Here is a 19,042-nt window from a genome sequence, read left to right as displayed (position 1 = left end):
AACTAGCCCCTATTTAACAACTGACGCACCCAAGGGCGATGCTTTTCACGTTGTAAAATTTCATTTTTAAGACGCATCAAAGTCACCATGCCAACAAAACCAGCAAACGCGACTATATTTACCATTAATGGCCAAAACATACTTGAATCAATGGCTTTCGTATCAAACTTGGTAATAGTGGCGCCTTGATGCAAGGTGTTCCACCACTCAACCGAAAAATGGATAATGGGTAGGTTAATGACCCCCACAATAGCCAAAATAGATGCAGCTCTACCCGCTGCTTTTTTATCTTCAAAGGCATGGTATAGAGATAACACACCTAAGTATAAAAATAATAAAATGAGCTCAGACGTAAGTCGTGCATCCCATACCCACCAAGCCCCCCACATAGGTTTTCCCCAAGCGGCGCCAGTAATAAGTGCAATTGCAGTTACACATGCACCAACAGGTGCGATGGCAATCACTGCTAACTCGGCATTACGAAGTTGCCATACCAAAGCGATCACTGCCGCAATAGCCATTGATGAATAAGCCCCCATCGACAAAATAGCTGACGGTACATGGATAAAAATAATGCGATAACTGTCTTTTTGTTGATAGTCGGCTGGTGCATAGGCTAACCCCCAGATCCAACCAATAATCATAAAGACAACCGTTATCACGGCAAAATAGGGCAGTAACGTATTGCATAATTGATATGCACGATCTGCTTTAGCGTAGGGATGTAACCACTTCCACATATTAACTTACACTCACTTTCAATGCTGACGATATGGCGATTGGTGCGCTGATAATTGCAATGACAAGCATCGCACCAAGGATGGCAAGCTGGCCACTATAATCCAGCGACATTGTGCTGGTATCGATAGCAGACGTTGCAAAAATTAATACGGGGATATACAAAGGCAAGACTAATAGACTCATCAAAATACCGCCTTTTTGTAATCCCACAGTTAGCCCAGCGCCAATAGCGCCGATAAAACTAAGTAATGGTGTCCCCAATAGCAAGGTAAGCACCGTTGCAATCAATGCTTGATTGTCTAAATTTAATAACAAGGCGAACAGCGGCGTCATTAGCACCAACGGCAAGCCTGTAATAATCCAATGGGCAACGACTTTGCCAAGCACCGTTAACGGTAGCGGGTACGACGAAGCAATCAATTGCTCTAAACTACCATCATGATAATCATCACGAAATAGTTTATCTAAGCCTAACATGGTTGAAAGTAACGCGGCGACCCAGATAATACCCGGTGCCATACGGCTAAGTAGACCGGGCTCAGGACCAATTGCTAACGGAAATAATGTAATAACAATTAAGAAGAACAAAATAGGGTTTACGATTTCAGCACGTTGGCGAAATGCTAACTGTAAATCTTTTTTACAAACGGCACTAAATAGCTGCCAATATGAATGCTGGCGTAACATCAATGTCGGTACTCCAGAGTAACAGTTTGCAACTCATTAAAGTGGGTCGTTAAGTCTTGGTGGGTGGTTAATAAAATCGATCCACCTTGTTCTAAGTGAGCTAAAAAGCGTTGCTGCAAAAATGCGATACCGGCTTTATCTAAGGCTGTAAATGGCTCATCCAGCACCCATAACTTCGCATCATTAAGCCAAAGCCTGATCAACGCAACACGACGTTGTTGACCTGCAGATAAAGTACGCACAGGTACATCCTCAAGACCTACTAAACCGATTTTAGCCAGTAAGGAATACAGGTCTTGATCTGTGTTGTAGCCTTGGATTTGTAACCAAAACTGTAGGTTTTCGATCGCACTAAGTTGACTATTCACCCCTGTTTTATGGCCGATAAATAGCAACTGACGGGCAAATTCATCATAATTTTTTGCAATTGATTCACCTTGCCACATAACCTGCCCCTCATCGGGCGTAGAAAAACCCGCAATTATACGCAGCAGTGATGTTTTACCTGCCCCATTTGGGCCAGCTAATTGCATGATTTGACCTGATTTCAAGCTGAAATTAAGATCCGCAAACAAACAACGTTCTTGCTTGATGCAGGTGACGGACTTAATGTGTAACAAGATGATGATTCTCTATACCCAAAATTAGGCGTTAGTCTATCATAATGATAGGGTAATACGAATAATGCTTTGCACCGATTAACGAAAACTTGATTTAAAATAATGAACAAACCTACACAGATAACATTAGCGAATTCGCTTCCTGTCAGTCATTCATCGCACAATGGCGTTGCACAGCAATTACCTGTTTTCAGCGAGCAAACACTCAGCGCTAAAAACATAGTGTTCGCCAAAGGCTCTGTGCAGATGGAAGTCTACGTTGATAAACATTGGCAAACATTACGCTTAGCTACGACTGGCACTGAAACAAACTCTCAAAAAATTGCCAGTGCCGATATTCAACTTAGTAACAATGGTAAACAACTCACTATTCTACCGAAACAAACTGAGATCAGCTTGCGTCAAACAAACCAGCTGCAAAGTGTTTTAAATGTTATTAGCAGTGGTATTCAAATCGAGAATAACCCTTTGTCATTGCAAGTAATTTTACAGCCTGCAGCAAAATTACTGTTAAACCAGTTACAAGCCAGTATTCCTATCAATAAAGACGTTGCCCAACTACTGCACAGTGAACAAGACCTAAAGGCAATCATTACCCCAAACCGCAATAATTTTACCTTAAGTGTTGTTAATCGCTTTGCTGATACACTTCACCAACAGCCAATTAGCCAAGCAAAACTTGCTCTTTGGCTCAGTAAACTAGTACCGAATGGGCAGCTACAGCAAGATAAAAACACCACAATACTGAGCTTTAGTAATTATAATGGCACTATTAAGCTCGCACTGCAGCAGCCGTTAAATAGCCACAACACACTCTCAGATCTGTCTGGCGGAGTAATTCAAAAAGTACAATTAAATGCGCTTAATGAACAATTAATAATAAAAACGCAGCTGCCAAAAATGACTCTGCATTTAAAAAATTCATTAGCCCACACTTTTAATTCATTAATACAAAAAAGCCATGTATCAGGGCAGTTTAATACGCAAACAAGTGTCACGCCTAGCAGCCCCTCATTGGCCAGTAGCAGCCCAATAAGCTCGTGGTTGCAAGACAGTTTTGCTGACTTAAAAACTCGGATCAATGACGCTGTACGCTACTTTGAAAGCAAACCATTTAGTCAATTAGCCATGCTCAGCAATAAATCAGCTGTAACACCCACAAATCAAACTGCTCAAACCTTATTACCTAAATCACTCAGGAAAATAAACCTAGTAGCAATGGCGACAAGCAACACCCAACCATTACTAGCAGATATCAGTCAAGGCAGCGCGCTACCTAAGTATTATCACCAGTCGCCTCCCTTGGTACAATTATTTCAGCGATTAAAAGCCAGTTTAGCAAGCATTACAGAACCTATAGCGGTTAAAAATAACAATACTGCTACCGCGATTCAATCCCATGGGCAAACAGCAGTAGCGCAAAATAAAATACCGCAGGTAACAGTGAATCAAAAACACGCAGCCGCTGATATTCACGCTCAACCAGCTCAACTAAACAAAGAACCTAACGCTGTAGCCAAAACAATTGCAGCCGATGCTCAGCAAAAAATAAAAACAACACCACCTATTACTGCTGGATTAGATACCAAAGTAACATCCCTAAAAGCACAGTTAAACAACGACAATCTAAAAGCAAATACCCACTTACATATAGAACCACCATTAAAAGGGCCGATAAATAGCGCCTTACCAGCAAGCCAGCTAAGCTTACCACTTGAAGCCAACTTATTGGCATCACTGCTAAAAACGCCTAGCGAAAAGCCGCTACCTAATTTTAAATCAGCAGTAAACTACGATAAACAGCGTATCGCTTCACAAATTAATAAACTAGCAGCGACTAAAGTAAGTGATAATGTCGATTTAAATCGGCTAGTCAATCAAGCTTTTAGCCGCATGATTGACAGCCAATCGTTGCAACCGTTAACCATTCAACGAGAAATACTCAGTGTTTTGCGTCCAGAAAGCTTAACCACTAGTGCCCTGCAAAATAGTTTTAGCCAATCGATTGAGCATTTGGCAGTGGCTATTTTAGCGGCTCCAAACTTAGCAAATATCAGCGCATTGAATTTTAATAATCAAAGCTCACTTGATGCTTTACTACAAATATTAGTGCCTAACTTTAAAGCAACTAACCCACAGAAACTGCAAGAACAATTACTACAGCCACAATCACAAGCCTTAGCGGCTGAGCTGAGCCAAATAAAAACTGCAATTAGCCAAATTAACAGTACCCCCATCAATCAGCAGCCTGATAATAATCCTTTAGTACAATTTTTACTGCCGATGCGACTGCCACCGGAAACCGCACAGACCGAAATTTCATTAGGACAATATAAAAAACCAAGCCAAAATAAACTCGAAGATAAAAATGTTTGGTTTGTGCGACTTAATTTTGATTACGCAGAGCTAGGCCAATTACAGATCACCGCTGAATTGATGGATAAAGCACTAGATTGTCAATTACTTGCCTCAAGCCAAGATATCACCGCAATGGCTCATCCGCATCTTGAGAGTTTGCGCCATAAATTAACAGCTCATGGCTTACAAGTTGGTGAAATGAAGCTAAGCCAAGGTGCGCCGCAACACCAAGCTTTTTATCAGTCCCATGCCATTATTAATATTAAGGTTTAAACCATGAGTGAGATACCAAAACATAAGTCTGCAATTGGTTTAGTTTACGAAGCCGGTCGCACTCCTACAGTCAGTAGTAAAGGGTTTGGTGAGCTCGCAGAAGAGATCATTAAAGCCGCAGAAGAAAAAGGAATTTTGATCCACAAAGATGAAGCTTTGGCTAAAACGTTATCGCATTTAGAGCTTGGCGAAGAGATCCCAAGAGAACTGTATTATGTGATTGCCGAACTGATTGCTTTTTCATATGTACTGCGAGGTAAATTTCCACCAGGCTGGCAAGACTTTCAAGGCAAGTTAAATATTCAGGCGTAAAAAGTAAAAGGCGCTAATTCGCGCCCTTTTGATGATGTAACGACATTAATAATTCTGCTTCGGCACGCGGAAGTTCACACTCTCGAATGATCTCTTCAATATCTGCACCTAACTCAACCATTTTCACTGCTCGAGAATAAATCTTCGCATCTGGATCGTCATACTTTTGCGCATCTTGTAATTGCGCTAACTCTTTATTTTTCTGCTCTACAGCAACTAAGCGCTTACCAATACTGAGCATACCGGTGCGCATTTCTGCGACTTCACTGCGTAAAATACTGAGTTGTTGTTGAGTTTCTTGCAGTTGCAGTATTTTACTTTTTAATGCTGCAGCGTGCTTATTATTATTGATAAAAATTAATCCCAAGCATACTAATACCAGTACAATTGAGACTCCAAGCAACGAGTATAACAACATAGTTTTTCCGTAAGCGTTATAAACCGCTCAATTCATCCCACTCTTCATCGTTTAGTAGTTTATTTAAATCAACTAAAATCAATAATTCACCATCACGATTACTCACACCTTGAATAAATTTAGCACTCTCTTCAGTACCAATATTAGGTGCACTGTCAATTTCTGAGCTACGTAAATAAACCACTTCAGCTACACTATCAGCTAAGATACCAATAACTTGCTCTTCAGCTTCAATGATCAATACGCGAGAATTATCAGTTGCTTCTGCAGACATCAAGCCAAATCGTGCACGCGTATCTATCACTGTTACAACGTTGCCACGTAAGTTAATAATTCCTAAAACATAGCTTGGAGCACCTGGTACTGGAGCAATTTCTGTGTAACGCAAAATCTCTTGCACTTGCATTACATTCACACCATAGGTTTCTGATTCAAGCTTAAAAGTTACCCATTGCAACACTTCATCATTGCCATCGGTATTTTTACTGCTTGATAATAATCTTTGTTCACTCATGTTATTACTCCAAATATCGTTACTGGTCGCGGCTATCTAACCCTTGCTCTAATAATTGACCTAAGCTTTGCACATCAATTAAGGCACACATTTTTTCTTTAATCACACCTGCAAGCCAAGGCCGCTTGCCACTTTTAGCTCGCCATTTTACATCTTCACTGCATAGTGTAATGTTATTAACTAGCTTTTCAGCCAACAATCCCCATTGGCTATTACCTAAAGTAATTAAATATTGGTAGTTTAGTTTGTCTTCTAACTCTTGGGTATACTTTTCTGGCATCACCCAGCGAGCAGTATCTACTACATTAAGATTTTCATCACGATTTAGCATCACCCCTTTAAACCACTTCGGTTTCCCAAAAAGCTGATTGACTTCACCTAATTGATGAATACCACCTAGTGCTTTTAATGGTACAGCGAGGGTAAGCCCTGCAACTTCAAAGAATAACGCCTGAAACTCGCCATCAAAATAATCGTCTTGGCGTTGTAAAGGTGTTTTGTCTTCAGCCGTATTTAACTGCTCGTTTACTTTAGCTATATCTTTGATATTAGCTTGGATCTGTGGTTTCTCAAGGAGCGCGGGTATTTCTTCCTCAATACTAGTCTTTGGCTCATCAAGTGCGTTTGGCTGTACAATGGTTTGCTGCGACGCCTTGAGTGGCATTTTATTACTACTTTCTGTGGATGGAACTTGTTCGAGTAATTTTGCAACTGGGTGTAAGTCTGTTGACTCATCGTCTTCGCACAGTAAAGCCCCCAAGTACTGGGTCATTACTTTTTCATTAGCAAATAATTGCTTACTCATTTATTAACCTTGTTCAATCAAATAATCGAGTAATGCGCGATAAGCATAAACACCTCTTGAGCGTGGACAATACTGAATCGGTACTTGTTGAGCTAAACTTGCATCACGGAACTTAGTGTCTACGGGTATTACCCCTGGCCATACTTTTTCTTGGTACGTTTGCTGTAATGTCTTATATGCTTCAAGGGATGCATTGGTGCGCTTATCATACATTGTAGGGATTATGGTATATTGATATTGCTTTGATTGCGAGCTTTGCATTAATTCCATGGTCCGCATCATTCGGTCAAGCCCTTTCAGTGCTAAAAACTCAGTTTGTACTGGCACTAAAATACGCTCACTTGCTGCCAATGCGTTAACCATTAAGACACCTAACACTGGCGGACAGTCTAAAATAGCGTAATCATAATGCTCACTAATTTTTGCTAAGGCTTTTTTTAAGATCAGCCCCATTCCGGTTTTATTACCCATACTGCGGTCAAGTGTTGCGATTGCCATCGTTGCAGGAAGAATATCTAAGTTATCTATGTTCGATGGACACAAAGCTTGCAATATTTCTTCACTTGCCATGCTGTTTCCACGGGCAAATATATCATACACACTGACTTCTAAATCTTCTGAATCAATGCCAAAATAATACGTTAATGATGCATGAGGATCGGTATCAATCAGTAATACTCGCTTTCCTTGCAGCGCTAATATACCAGCTAAGCTCACCGCCGTGGTCGTTTTCCCTACACCACCTTTTTGATTTGCTACTGTCCAAACTTTCACATCACACCTTATTCTTGTTCGTTGCGCGTTGTAATTCGTATACCACCGTGTGGGAGTTGGATCACTTTAATGGTGTTATCATCACTTGGCAACTCAATTGGTTGCGGCTCTGATATTAGTTGCTGTATATCAGAGTCAGCACTTACTTCTGGCTCTGGCGGTAAACCATATTTAGATAACGCCACCACCACTTTACGATTCTCTGCTCGACCTTGTTCGGTGCTATTATCTGCAAATGGAGAATATTGCCCATAACCTTCTATAGCCATGCGAGCTGGATTAATTCCCAAGGCCTCAAGCTCCACTAACATCGAGGTTGCTCGGGCTACTGACAGCTCCCAATTGGAACGAAACATTTCATTTCTAATCGTTTTATTATCTGTATAGCCACGCACTCTGACATAGTTATCTACAGGGGCAATGATATCGTTCACTAATTTTATCACTGCTTTCGCACGTTGATGCGCCACCGCACTGCCACTAGAAAATAACATTCCTGAGCTTAATTCAATGATCAACCAGTCTTGATGCAACTCTAAACTTGCTTCGCCATCGCGTATTTCATCAAGCAAGGCTGATTGTAATTTAGTTAATAAGCTATCTAAAGGTTTGCCTAAGTGTTTTTGTTTTATGTGACTGGTATCACTTTGCCCATCCAGTAACTCAGGGCCTGCTTCTTGCTTTTGAATACTCTCACCAAACAGCAGTTCTTTTTCTGGGGTTACTCTATCAGTTAATAAACCAGTACCCGTCACACCTTGACCTTCTTGGCTATACTGACGAGCCGATTTGTCAAAAACCTGCTCTAACGAGTCCGATAAGATTTGGAAGCTTTCTTCTTTATTAATCGCAATGGCATACATCACTACAAAAAATGCAAACATAATCGTCATGTAATCAGCGTATGACACTAGCCAACGTTCAGTATGCTGATTTTTGATCGATGGATGACGAAGTCGACGGCGCATCATAATAGTTATTCTTGTAGCTGACTTGGACGCTCAACACGATACGCTTCAAGTTTCAGCTCAATATTGACAGGGCTATCACCTTGGCTCATGGCAATAATTCCTTCAGCTAATAACTCATGAAACAGCATCTTTTGTTCTACTTGTTGTTTTAGCTTATTAGCCATGGGTAAAAACAGTAAGTTTGCTAAACCAACCCCATAAATGGTTGCAAGAAAAGCTGTCGCAACCCCTGCACCTAGCTTTTCAGGCTCAGTAATAAATGACATCGCCTGGATCAGACCAAGCACTGCGCCTAATATACCGATAGTAGGACTGTAACCGCCTAACGCCTCATACACTCGACTGGCTTCAAGCAGCCGCTCTCTTTCTAGCAACAAATCAATTTCTAGTGTGTCTCTGAGTTTTTGCTCACTATTGCCATCAATCAGTAAACTCAACCCTTTGGCAACGTATGGGTCTAAATGCGTTAATGCTACTTCTTCAAGCGCTAAATACCCTTCTTGGCGAGCTTTTTGTGACCAACTTTTAACTTGCTCAATTGCTCTGTCGATATCATAACTTGGCGGGAAAAACACCCAATGACTGATCCTTAGTGCTTTATTAAACGTATTTGCTGATGTTTGTAGCATTACAGCACCTAACGTACCACCCAATACAATAATTAATGCCGGACCGTTAAATAACGCGCTTACAATTCCACCTTCTAGTGAGTAACCATACCCAATCGCCAAAAGTGCAACGAACAGGCCTAGAAATGACAATTTATCCACAACCAATCTCTCGAACTAACCGATTAGCAACCTCTTCAAGTGCTATACTTGCAGACGATAACCCTGCGTTAGCTACCGCCTGTGGCATACCGTATACCACACAGGTTTTTTCATCTTGCGCCCAAATAGTGGCGCCAGCTTGTTTGAGCATTCTTGCGCCATCTCGCCCATCAGCCCCCATCCCAGTAAGTACCACAGCTAATACATCACCTTGGAACGATTTAGCTGTACTAGCAAACGTAATGTCAACACTCGGCTTATAAGTGATCCGAGCACTGTCGTCTTCAAAAACACGTAAAGTACGATTTCCGCCTCGTCCCTCAACCAGCATTTGTTGCCCCCCCGGAGCAAGGTAAGCGACGCCAGGCATTAATCGATCGCCTTGTTGTGCTTCTTTTACTTTTATTTTACACAAACCATTTAAACGAGCTGCAAATGCAGGAGTAAACGCTGCTGGCATATGCTGGATTAACAAAATAGGGTGTGGGAAATTAGCTGGTAACTGAGTCAAAATAGTCTGTAGTGCAACCGGCCCACCGGTAGAGGTGCCAATGGCAACAATTTGATATTTTTTCCCTGAGGCGCGAACAGTCGCCGCCGTACCTGTAGAGGGGGCAACGCTGCGGTTAAAACTTCTATCCGGCTGAGTAATTGCAGGCCGAGAGCTGGTTGCTGTAGAAGTTGGCGCCACTGGCGGTGAAGGTATCGGCCTGTTAAAGCTTGATAGACGTTTGCGTCCTATTTCTTTTACTTTATTTTGTAATAACTTAATCGCATCTTCATTATTACGAGCAATATCTTCAAATTTTTTCGGTAAAAAATCTAAAGCGCCAGCATCAAGTGCGTCTAAGGTTGCTGTTGCACCATCACGAGTCAAGGAAGAAAACATCAGAATTGGGGTTGGATTGGCTGCCATGATTTCTTTTACAGCGCTAATACCATCAAGCACAGGCATTTCAACATCCATAGTGATTACATCAGGACGTAGTTGATTGGTTTTGTCTACCGCTTCTCTGCCATTTACTGCAAAACCAATTACTTCAATATCTTTATCTTGCTCGAGTATTTCGCTTACTCTGCGGCGAAAGAAACTTGAATCATCAACAACTAAAACTTTAACTGCCATTGGCATACTCTATGTTAAATTTTTCTGTGAGAGCCGTATCAAACTCTCACATTAGGATAAAGATTGGACTAACCTGCGTAATTCTTTAACAGGTTTGGAACATCTAAGATCAGCGCTATACCACCATCAGACGTGATTGTTGCGCCTGCCATACCTGGGGTCCCTTGTAATAACGCATCAAGCGGTTTGATAACAACTTCTTCTTGACCAATTAATGAATCTACTACAAAACCAACTTGCTGCGTACCGATTTGTACAATCACAACATGGCCTTGAGCTTTGCGCAATGATCTGTCGGCCCCCTTAACCAACCAATGCTCTAAGTAAAATAAAGGTAATGCTTTCTTACGGACAATTATAGTTAATTGACCATCAACTACATTCGTTTTAGTTAGATCCAAATGGAATATTTCATTAACACCAGCCAGTGGTAATGCAAATGTTTGCTCGCCGACAACAACCATCAGTGTCGGCAATATAGCCAACGTTAACGGCACTTTAATTTCTAAAATGGTGCCTACACCAAGCTCAGATTGAATACTTACAGAACCATTTAGTTGGGTGATTTTGGTTTTCACAACATCCATACCCACACCACGACCCGAAATATCAGATATCTGTTCTTTGGTTGAAAAGCCTGGCGCAAAGATAAGGTTATAGGCTTCTGTATCCGATAACCGAGCTGCTTGCTCGTGATCAAGCACTCCTTTACTAATTGCTATTTTTTTCAGCTTTTCTGGGTCCATACCTGCACCATCATCACGAATGGTAAGCAAAATATGATCACCTTCTTGAGATGCTGATAAAGTTACAGTCCCTGCTCTTGTTTTACCTGCTGCTTCACGTACATCAGGCATTTCAATACCATGGTCTACAGAGTTACGCACCAAGTGAACTAAAGGATCTGCCAGTGCCTCAACTAAGTTTTTATCTAAATCAGTTTCTTCACCCACAAGCAATAAATTGATGTCTTTTTTCAAACTGCGGGCTAAATCACGTACAACGCGAGGGAAGCGACCAAACACTTTCTTGATCGGTTGCATCCGCGTTTTCATCACCGCACCTTGCAAGTCCGCAGTTACTACATCAAGGTTTGAAATGGCTTTCCCCATCGCTTCACTTTCTGTATTGGTCGCTAAACTAACTAAACGATTGCGCACTAGCACAAGCTCCCCGACCATATTCATTATCTGATCAAGTCGCTTTGTATCAACACGCACTGTCGTATCAGCTTGTGGGGGGGCTGGTTTTTTCGCAGCTGCTGGAGCTGGCTTTTCAGCCACTTTCACAGGCTCAGTCACTGCCGGTTTGGGGGCAGGTTTAACTGCAGCAACAGGAGCTGAGGGTGGTAATGGTTTTTGAGCTGGTGTTGATTCAGTATCAACTTGTGGTGCACTGCCTTTACCGTGTAATTCATCAAGTAAAGCTTCAAATTCATCATCGCTGATTTCATCTGGGCCATTACTTTTAACCGGTTCTGGCGGCGTTGAAACCGGTTTATCTGCAGTATTCTCATTATCTGCAGTTTCTTTATTGCTGACCGAACCAAAACTACCAACACCATGTAATTCATCTAATAAATTATCAAACTCGTCATCAGTGATATCACTATTTGATGACTCATTGCTGACAGCTGCAGTTGAGGTTATAGGACTTTGTCCTTTACCGTGAAGCTCATCAAGCAGACTTTCAAATTCATCTTCTGATATCTCATCGATTTGAACATCTTTTTGATCACTGTCAATTTGACCATCAAATAATGAGTCTAACGCAAATGGATCGTCAGAATCATCTAAGATAGTATCAGCATCAACAACTGGGGTATCGTCTACAGGCTCATCACTGCCAGTTAATTCTTCAGCAGTTGGTGGCAATCCCAATTTATGTAAAACAGCGAGTAATTCTGGATTTGCAGGTTCTGGCTTTTCTCTGCTTTGGATAGTGGCAAACATTTCGTTAATAGTATCGAGTGCTTGCAAGATCACATCCATCAGCTCAGAATTAACCTTACGGACACCTTGGCGCAGTAAATCAAAAACATTCTCTGCACCATGGCAAGCATCAACTAGTTCAGTCATGCTTAAAAAGCCTGCACCGCCTTTTACCGTATGAAAGCCACGGAAAATTGCATTGAGTAATTCGGTATCATCTGGGTTATTTTCAAGCTCCACCAGCTGTTCTGACAAAAGCTCAAGAATTTCTCCAGCCTCTACTAGAAAATCTTGTAAAATATCTTCATCGACTTCAAAGCTCATGCAGTTTTCTCCTCTTAGAAGCCCAAACTTGATAATAAATCATCAACATCATCTTGTCCTGAGACAACATCATCTCGAGATTCTTTATCAATAATTGGCCCTTCAGGGCCTGCAAGTGTATTTTCAGCAGGCGGTTTTTCAATGACTGGTGCTATTATTTTTGTTTCGCTATCATCTTGGCTACCAAATGCTGTCAACAAGTGGATCAAGCTGTCTTCAACTTCTCTAACAAGTTCGATCACTCGGCGGATAACTTGACCTGTTAAATCTTGAAAATCTTGTGCCATCAAGACATTGGTCATGAGTCCTTGCAACTCATCCGTTTTGGTTTGTGAGCTATTCATGAACTTATCTAAGCTGTGGCATAATGTTTTAAATTCACCCAGCTCAATTTCACGATTCATTAAACGATCCCAAGTAGGTTTAATGTCCGAAATATCATCTGCGAGCTGCTGAGCAATAGGTAAACTTGCTTCCACAGCATCCATGGTTTTATTTGCTGCGTTTTCTGTCATTTCCATAACATAGTTAAGACGCTGCTTAGCATCGGGTAGTGCATCTTTGGTCAAATCAGCTAAACGTGTATCAAGCTCAAAATTTTTCAACGCATCATGAAGCTGACGCGTAAGTTTGCCTACTTCGGCAAATAATTCTGATTGCTCTTTTGACGCCGCATCAATAATTAACTGATCAGCTTTCTCTTGTTCACCATTTTCAAGGTAAACCACAAGCTGCCGAGCTTGTTCTAAACTGATTTGAGGCGCAGCAGGTGCTGACATAAGCCTCTCCTATTTATTTAACCTAAACGCTCAAACACTTTTTCCAATTTGGTTTTAAGTGTAGCAGCTGTAAATGGTTTAACGATATAACCGTTAACACCAGCTTGTGCAGCAGCAACAATTTGTTCTTTTTTGGCTTCTGCTGTTACCATTAAAACAGGAATGTGTTTCAGGCTGTCGTCAGCCCTGATAGCGCGCAAGAGATCGATTCCTTGCATGCCAGGCATGTTCCAATCTGTTACCACAAAATCAAATTCTTGATTCTGCAACATCGGTAAAGCTGTTGAGCCATCATCAGCTTCTTGTACATTTGTAAAACCCAAATCTCTTAACAGATTTTTGATAATACGTCTCATCGTCGAAAAATCATCAACAACAAGAATTTTCATGTTTTTATCCAAAACATCCTCCGGTGAGGTCTGAACCTATATTTACTTACTACTAATTAATCCAGTCATTGATTTTTGCTTTGAGCTTAATCATCGCCTGACCATGTATCTGACTCACACGCGATTCGCTTACATCGAGTATATGTCCAATCTCTTTTAAATTCATTTCATCGTTATAATACAGCGACAATACTAACCCATCTCGTTCTGGCAAAGATTGTATTGCTGTTAATAATGATTGATTAAAACGTTCATTTTTAACGTTATTAAAGGGCTTGTCTAGTGCTAAATCATGTCCCACTGGTGTGATGACATCTTCATCAACCCCTAAGTCTTCTATACCTAACACTTTACTTGAATTTACATCACTAAGAATATGATGGTACTCATCTAGCGTAATATCAAGTTTTTCAGCAACTTCACTATCTTTAGGTTCTCGATTCAAGCTACTTTCAAGTTCACTAATCGCTTCCGCCACCTTGCGGCTATTACGATGTACTGAACGAGGAGCCCAATCACCTCGGCGCATTTCATCGAGCATCGCACCACGAATACGTATGCCCGCAAAGGTTTCAAAGCTTGCGCCTTTAGTCGCATCAAAATTCTTTGATGCTTCAATTAACCCTATCATCCCCGATTGAATCAAATCATCGAGTTGCACACTCGCGGGTAAACGAGCAATTAAATGACAAGCCACTTTTTTGACTAAAGAAGCATGTCTCTCAACAATCACATTTAAACTTTGTGTCGATTGATATCCCATCGCTTTATTCACCGATGCCGTCATTGTTAGCCGTTTACTAATTTTTCTATGAAAAATTCTAAATGACCAGATGGTTGATTAGGTATAGGCCATTTAACTGCTTTTGTCGCTAATGTTTTAAATGCAATTGCCGCTGGAGAATTTGGAAATAAATCAACAATCACTTTCTGACGGCGCGTTGCTTTACGCATATTTTCATCATAAGGTACAGTTGCAACTAGCTCCATTGAGACATCCAAGAAGCGATCCGTTACTTTTGATAACTTAGCAAATAGTTCGTGGCCTTCGCGCATACTACGCACCATATTAGCAACGATTTTAAATTTATACACGCCGTGCTCACGACTCAATACTTTGATTAATGCATAAGCATCAGTGATCGAGGTCGGTTCATCACATACTACTACCATGACATCTTGCGCTGCGCGCGAAAAACTTAATACCATGTCAGAAATACCAGCAGCAGTATCAACAATTAATATATCAAATTCGGTATTTAATTCACTAAAAGCGCGAATTAACCCTGCATGCTCTGATGGTGAAAGTTCGACCATACTTTGCGATCCTGACGTCGCTGGCACTATTTTAATTCCAGCAGGTCCTTCAACTAAAATTTCATCAAGCTCGCATTCACCTGACAATACATGAGATAGATTACGTTCAACCCGTAGCCCTAACATCACATCACAATTTGCTAAACCCAAATCAGCATCCAGTACTAACACTCTATTTCCGAGCTGACCCAACGCAATCGCAGTGTTAAGTGAGACATTAGTTTTTCCTACGCCACCTTTACCACCTGTTACAGCGATAACTTTAACGCCGTTATTATTGTTTTGACTCATTTTACGCAGGCCACTTGCTTGATCTAATACTGTGTTAATCATACATCCCTACTGTGCTTGACGCTACTGCTTGACGTCGTGAATGTTGTGCTTTTGTTCTTTTTAAATACAATTGTTCAGCTTTTTTTACTAATTTCTCTGCATTGGCGACCCGAATGTCCTCTGGGACGCGCTGACCGTTGGTAAGATACCCTATTGGAAGGCGATTTTGAATCGCTATACTAATAATCTCACCTAAACTTAATGATTCATCTAACTTAGTGAAAATACAGCCACTTAATTGCACTTTCTTAAAGTGTCTTACCGTTTCTTGTAATACATTAATTTGTGCGGTCGCGCTGAGTACCAAGTAATTACGAATATCGACACGTTGATTACGCATTAGTGTATTTAACTGCTCAGTTAAACGTAAATCACGTTGGCTCATTCCCGCTGTATCTATTAATACTAGACGCTTATTTCGTAAATGATATAAAACTTCTGCTAATTCATTGGCATCTTTAACTTGCTTTACACCACAACCGATGATTCGGCCATAAGTAGCAAGCTGCTCATAAGCGCCAATACGGTACGTATCAGTGGTAATAAGCGCAACTTTATCTGCGCCATATTTTTGTGCACCAAGGGCTGCAAGTTTTGCCACGGTTGTAGTTTTACCAACCCCTGTAGGGCCAACAAGTGCATATACGCCGCCTTGGCGAAGTATTTCATTATTTGTAGTATGCATTTGGTTTTCAACCATTTGCAGAAGCGCTTGCCATGCTTGCTGGCGTGACACATCATCGGGAATAAAACAGGCCATTTGCTCTGCAACTTCACTGTCGATACCCATTCCGACTAAACGATCGATCATACATGCGCGAGTTGGATCGCGACGCGCTAAATCTTGTTGCATCAAACCCGATACTTGATACTCAAGTAATTGACGCATTGCAGCCATTTCATCACGCATAGCGGTGATTTCATCTGTCTTAGCTGCACTTTTTGTTGGCATCGGAGTATCTAAATCGTCAAAACCACTTTCTAGATCATCATCAAAACCTAAGCTATGAGCTTGCGTCTGTGGACGCGGTGTCGTATCGCGACGGGCAAAATCATTCTGTGCTTGTGGTGCATGGCGAGTTTGCTGTGGTTGATACTGAGTTGATGTATCAATCCCCGACTGGCTAAACATAGACGCAAGCTCAGGTGAGCGTGGACGCGGTGATTGGCGCTCTAATAATGCTTGTAAGCTATCAGCTACTGCAGCTTGCGGCTCAGGCTGTGTACGTTGTGGCGCAGGTTTAACAAAGTTAGCATTTGTTTGCGGTTGTGCCGTAGTAACATGTGGCTGTGCAGGTGCTTTCGGGGCTGCTTTTTCATAATCAACGGCGGCAACAATCTCGACCCCATTGGCTAATTTTTTATTGGACATGATTACAGCATCTACACCGAGCTCATCTTTAACTTCTTTCAGTGCGGTGCGCATATCTTTAGCAAAAAAACGTTTTATTTTCATGGTTCAACCCCTTTAAAATCCGATTATTGGCCTACTGAGCTGACAATCTTGATCTGTCTTTCGTCTGGCACCTCTTGATAAGACATCACTCGCAACCCCGGAATGGTGTACTTAACAAAACGAGATAACACAGTGCGTAACATTCCTGACGTTAGCAATATCGAAGGTTCACCAGCCATTTCTTGATTTTGATGCGCTTCATTTAATGATTGTTGAAGTCGCTCTGCAAGTCCTGGTTCTATTCCGGCACCTTCATCGCCTGCATTTTGTAATGACTGATGCAACATCTGTTCCAACTCAGGCGCCAAGGTTATGACAGGGATTTCCGAAGACATACCAACCGCATCTTGAACGATTAATCTGCGCAATGAAATTCGCACTGCAGCCGTTAAAACATCTGGGTCTTGACTTCGAGGGCCATACTCAACAAGAGTTTGTACAATTGAACGCATATCGCGAATAGCAACGCCTTCATTTAATAAATTTTGTAATACTTTAACAATTGCTGTTAGTGGCAAAATATCTGGCACTAGCCCTTCAACTAAACGAGGATGACTTTTTGCCAGCATATCTAATAGGTTTTGTACTTCTTCATGGCCGAGTAACAAGGCCGCGCTGTTAGTTAGTAACTGACTAATATGGGTTGCTACCACAGTCGCTGCATCAACCACTGTATAACCGAGTGATTGTGCCTCATCTTTTTGATCTGGTTTGATCCAAATGGCGTCTAAACCAAAGGCTGGATCTTTGGTGGCAATCCCTTTTATTGGACCAAATACTTGACCTGGATTAATAGCCAACTCGTCACCGTGCTTAAGCTCGCCCTCACCACTTGAAACACCCATCATGGTAATTCTGTATGCATTTGGGTCTAACTCTAAGTTATCGCGAATATGCACCGGTGGTACTAAGAATCCTAGCTCTTGAGATAGTTTTTTACGTACTCCTTTGATCCGATTTAACAGCTCGCCACCTTGTGATTGATCAACCAATGGAATTAACCGATAACCAACTTCCAAACCAATGACATCCACTTGCTGAACATCATCCCAGCCAAGCTCTTTTTGCTCTTGTTTATTTGCTACACCGGTGCCTGCAGAGCCACCATTGGCAGCTTCCGCTTCTTTTGCTGCAGCTTCTTTAAGTTTACTTTGTTGCGCGTAATAGGCGAGATAACCAAGTAACGCACCTAAGCTTAAAAATGCAAAATGTGGCATACCCGGCACTAAGCCCATTACGATTAAAATACCTGAAGCGATAAATAGTGATTTTTCGTTACCGAGTTGTTTCTTAAATTGGTCACCCATATTGAGCGATTCATTTTGACGGGTTACAACGATTGCTGTGCCGATTGATAATAGTAATGACGGTAATTGCGCGACTAAGCCATCACCAATGGTTAGTAAGGTATACACTTCCATAGCGTTGCCAAAGCTTAAATCGTGTTGGATCATACCAACAAATAAGCCACCAACAATATTGATGATCAAAATAACGATACCGGCGATTGCATCGCCTTTTACAAACTTACTCGCACCATCCATAGAGCCATAAAAGTCGGCTTCGCGGGTAACTTCTTCACGACGATCTCGTGCTTGCTCGGCACTAATAAAACCCGCATTTAAATCAGCATCAATCGCCATTTGCTTACCAGGCATTGCATCTAAGGTAAAACGCGCTGATACTTCAGAGATCCGGCCTGCGCCTTTGGTGATTACCACAAAGTTAATGATTATCAAGATTAAAAATACCACGAGACCAACAGCATAATTACCACCGATCACCACTGAGCCAAACGCTTCAATTACTTTACCGGCAGAGTCCCCACCGTTATGACCTTCTAGCAATACCACTCGGGTGCTGGCAACGTTAAGTGCTAAACGCATAATGGTTGCAATCAACAGTACAGCAGGAAACATCCCAAATTCTACCGGTTTCATGGTATATACGGTGACCAACAAAACCACCAAGGCTAAAGCTATATTAAACGAAAAAAGAATATCGAGTAAAAATGGCGGTAACGGTAATATCACCATCCCCAGCGCTGCGAGTACCAGTAAAGGCGTACCAACGCCTTTCAAATACTCTTTTTTATCTTTGTTAAGTTGTTGTAATACAGCTTTAAATTCCATAATTCTACAATT

General features: G+C 41.5%; 19 protein-coding genes. 2 read left to right on the top strand and 17 right to left on the bottom strand.

Annotated features, from left to right (window positions below; all coding sequences use genetic code 11):
* Positions 1-2 precede the first annotated feature (2 nt).
* Genes J7338_RS03330 through ccmA form a run of 3 tightly spaced genes read right to left on the bottom strand, consistent with a single transcriptional unit; the run spans position 3 to position 2,048 of the window.
* Positions 3-740: a heme ABC transporter permease gene (locus J7338_RS03330; RefSeq protein ID WP_210795606.1), complete on the bottom strand. Its 738-nt coding sequence runs from the start codon at positions 738-740 to the stop codon at positions 3-5.
* A gap of 1 nt (position 741) precedes the next feature.
* Complete coding sequence (gene ccmB, locus J7338_RS03325; protein WP_145239323.1) at positions 742-1,428, bottom strand: heme exporter protein CcmB; 687 nt, start codon at positions 1,426-1,428, stop codon at positions 742-744.
* On the bottom strand, positions 1,428-2,048 hold the full coding sequence (gene ccmA / locus J7338_RS03320) for a cytochrome c biogenesis heme-transporting ATPase CcmA (protein ID WP_210795604.1): 621 nt from the start codon (positions 2,046-2,048) through the stop codon (positions 1,428-1,430). Before ccmA ends, ccmB begins: the two co-directional genes overlap by 1 nt.
* Positions 2,049-2,150: 102 nt before the next feature.
* Here ccmA and fliK point away from each other — a divergent pair, with 102 nt between their 5' ends.
* Together fliK and J7338_RS03310 are read left to right on the top strand one after the other, a co-directional pair.
* Positions 2,151-4,679, top strand: coding sequence for a flagellar hook-length control protein FliK (gene fliK, locus J7338_RS03315; protein WP_210795602.1), 2,529 nt, complete (start codon positions 2,151-2,153; stop codon positions 4,677-4,679).
* A gap of 3 nt (positions 4,680-4,682) precedes the next feature.
* The gene (locus tag J7338_RS03310; protein WP_145239329.1) at positions 4,683-4,991 is read left to right on the top strand and encodes an EscU/YscU/HrcU family type III secretion system export apparatus switch protein; all 309 of its coding nucleotides are present in this window, start codon (positions 4,683-4,685) and stop codon (positions 4,989-4,991) included.
* Between the two features lie 13 nt (positions 4,992-5,004).
* Here the strand turns inward: J7338_RS03310 and J7338_RS03305 are convergent, their stop codons facing one another.
* From J7338_RS03305 to flhA, 14 genes are all read right to left on the bottom strand, one after another.
* Positions 5,005-5,409 carry a DUF2802 domain-containing protein gene (locus J7338_RS03305; protein ID WP_210795600.1) on the bottom strand — a complete coding sequence of 135 codons (405 nt, stop codon included), beginning with the start codon at positions 5,407-5,409 and terminating at the stop codon, positions 5,005-5,007.
* A 16-nt stretch (positions 5,410-5,425) separates the two neighbouring features.
* Positions 5,426-5,923, bottom strand: a complete 498-nt coding sequence (locus J7338_RS03300; RefSeq protein WP_210795599.1) for a chemotaxis protein CheW — start codon at positions 5,921-5,923, stop codon at positions 5,426-5,428.
* 19 nt (positions 5,924-5,942) lie between these two features.
* On the bottom strand, positions 5,943-6,728 hold the full coding sequence (locus J7338_RS03295) for a chemotaxis protein CheW (protein ID WP_210795597.1): 786 nt from the start codon (positions 6,726-6,728) through the stop codon (positions 5,943-5,945).
* A gap of 3 nt (positions 6,729-6,731) precedes the next feature.
* The gene (locus J7338_RS03290; RefSeq protein ID WP_210795595.1) at positions 6,732-7,502 is read right to left on the bottom strand and encodes a ParA family protein; all 771 of its coding nucleotides are present in this window, start codon (positions 7,500-7,502) and stop codon (positions 6,732-6,734) included.
* Positions 7,503-7,510: 8 nt separating this feature from the next.
* Positions 7,511-8,473: a flagellar motor protein MotB gene (locus tag J7338_RS03285; protein WP_210795593.1), complete on the bottom strand. Its 963-nt coding sequence runs from the start codon at positions 8,471-8,473 to the stop codon at positions 7,511-7,513.
* 5 nt (positions 8,474-8,478) lie between these two features.
* Positions 8,479-9,243: a flagellar motor protein gene (locus tag J7338_RS03280; RefSeq protein ID WP_210795591.1), complete on the bottom strand. Its 765-nt coding sequence runs from the start codon at positions 9,241-9,243 to the stop codon at positions 8,479-8,481.
* On the bottom strand, positions 9,236-10,369 hold the full coding sequence (locus J7338_RS03275) for a protein-glutamate methylesterase/protein-glutamine glutaminase (RefSeq protein ID WP_210795589.1): 1,134 nt from the start codon (positions 10,367-10,369) through the stop codon (positions 9,236-9,238). The genes J7338_RS03280 and J7338_RS03275 overlap by 8 nt, the downstream gene beginning before the upstream one ends.
* A gap of 68 nt (positions 10,370-10,437) precedes the next feature.
* Positions 10,438-12,624 (bottom strand): chemotaxis protein CheA, encoded by a 2,187-nt coding sequence (locus tag J7338_RS03270; protein ID WP_210795587.1) that lies wholly within the window; start codon positions 12,622-12,624, stop codon positions 10,438-10,440.
* A 14-nt stretch (positions 12,625-12,638) separates the two neighbouring features.
* The gene (locus tag J7338_RS03265) at positions 12,639-13,403 is read right to left on the bottom strand and encodes a protein phosphatase CheZ (protein ID WP_210795585.1); all 765 of its coding nucleotides are present in this window, start codon (positions 13,401-13,403) and stop codon (positions 12,639-12,641) included.
* 17 nt (positions 13,404-13,420) lie between these two features.
* A complete protein-coding gene (gene cheY / locus J7338_RS03260; protein ID WP_016708035.1) occupies positions 13,421-13,804 on the bottom strand; it encodes a chemotaxis response regulator CheY in 384 nt (127 codons plus the stop codon).
* A gap of 40 nt (positions 13,805-13,844) precedes the next feature.
* Entirely contained in the window at positions 13,845-14,555 is a 711-nt protein-coding gene (locus tag J7338_RS03255; RefSeq protein ID WP_210795802.1) for an RNA polymerase sigma factor FliA, read from the bottom strand.
* A gap of 26 nt (positions 14,556-14,581) precedes the next feature.
* Positions 14,582-15,442 carry a MinD/ParA family ATP-binding protein gene (locus J7338_RS03250; protein WP_145239360.1) on the bottom strand — a complete coding sequence of 287 codons (861 nt, stop codon included), beginning with the start codon at positions 15,440-15,442 and terminating at the stop codon, positions 14,582-14,584.
* Positions 15,435-16,898, bottom strand: a complete 1,464-nt coding sequence (gene flhF, locus J7338_RS03245; RefSeq protein WP_210795583.1) for a flagellar biosynthesis GTPase FlhF — start codon at positions 16,896-16,898, stop codon at positions 15,435-15,437. The genes J7338_RS03250 and flhF overlap by 8 nt, the downstream gene beginning before the upstream one ends.
* Before the next feature lie 23 nt (positions 16,899-16,921).
* Positions 16,922-19,030, bottom strand: coding sequence for a flagellar biosynthesis protein FlhA (gene flhA / locus J7338_RS03240; protein WP_210795581.1), 2,109 nt, complete (start codon positions 19,028-19,030; stop codon positions 16,922-16,924).
* Positions 19,031-19,042: the final 12 nt, after the last annotated feature.

Source organism: Pseudoalteromonas ostreae (genome assembly GCF_018069805.1).
GTDB classification, from domain to species: domain Bacteria; phylum Pseudomonadota; class Gammaproteobacteria; order Enterobacterales; family Alteromonadaceae; genus Pseudoalteromonas; species Pseudoalteromonas ostreae.
This window is presented reverse-complemented; position numbering and strand designations above follow the sequence as displayed.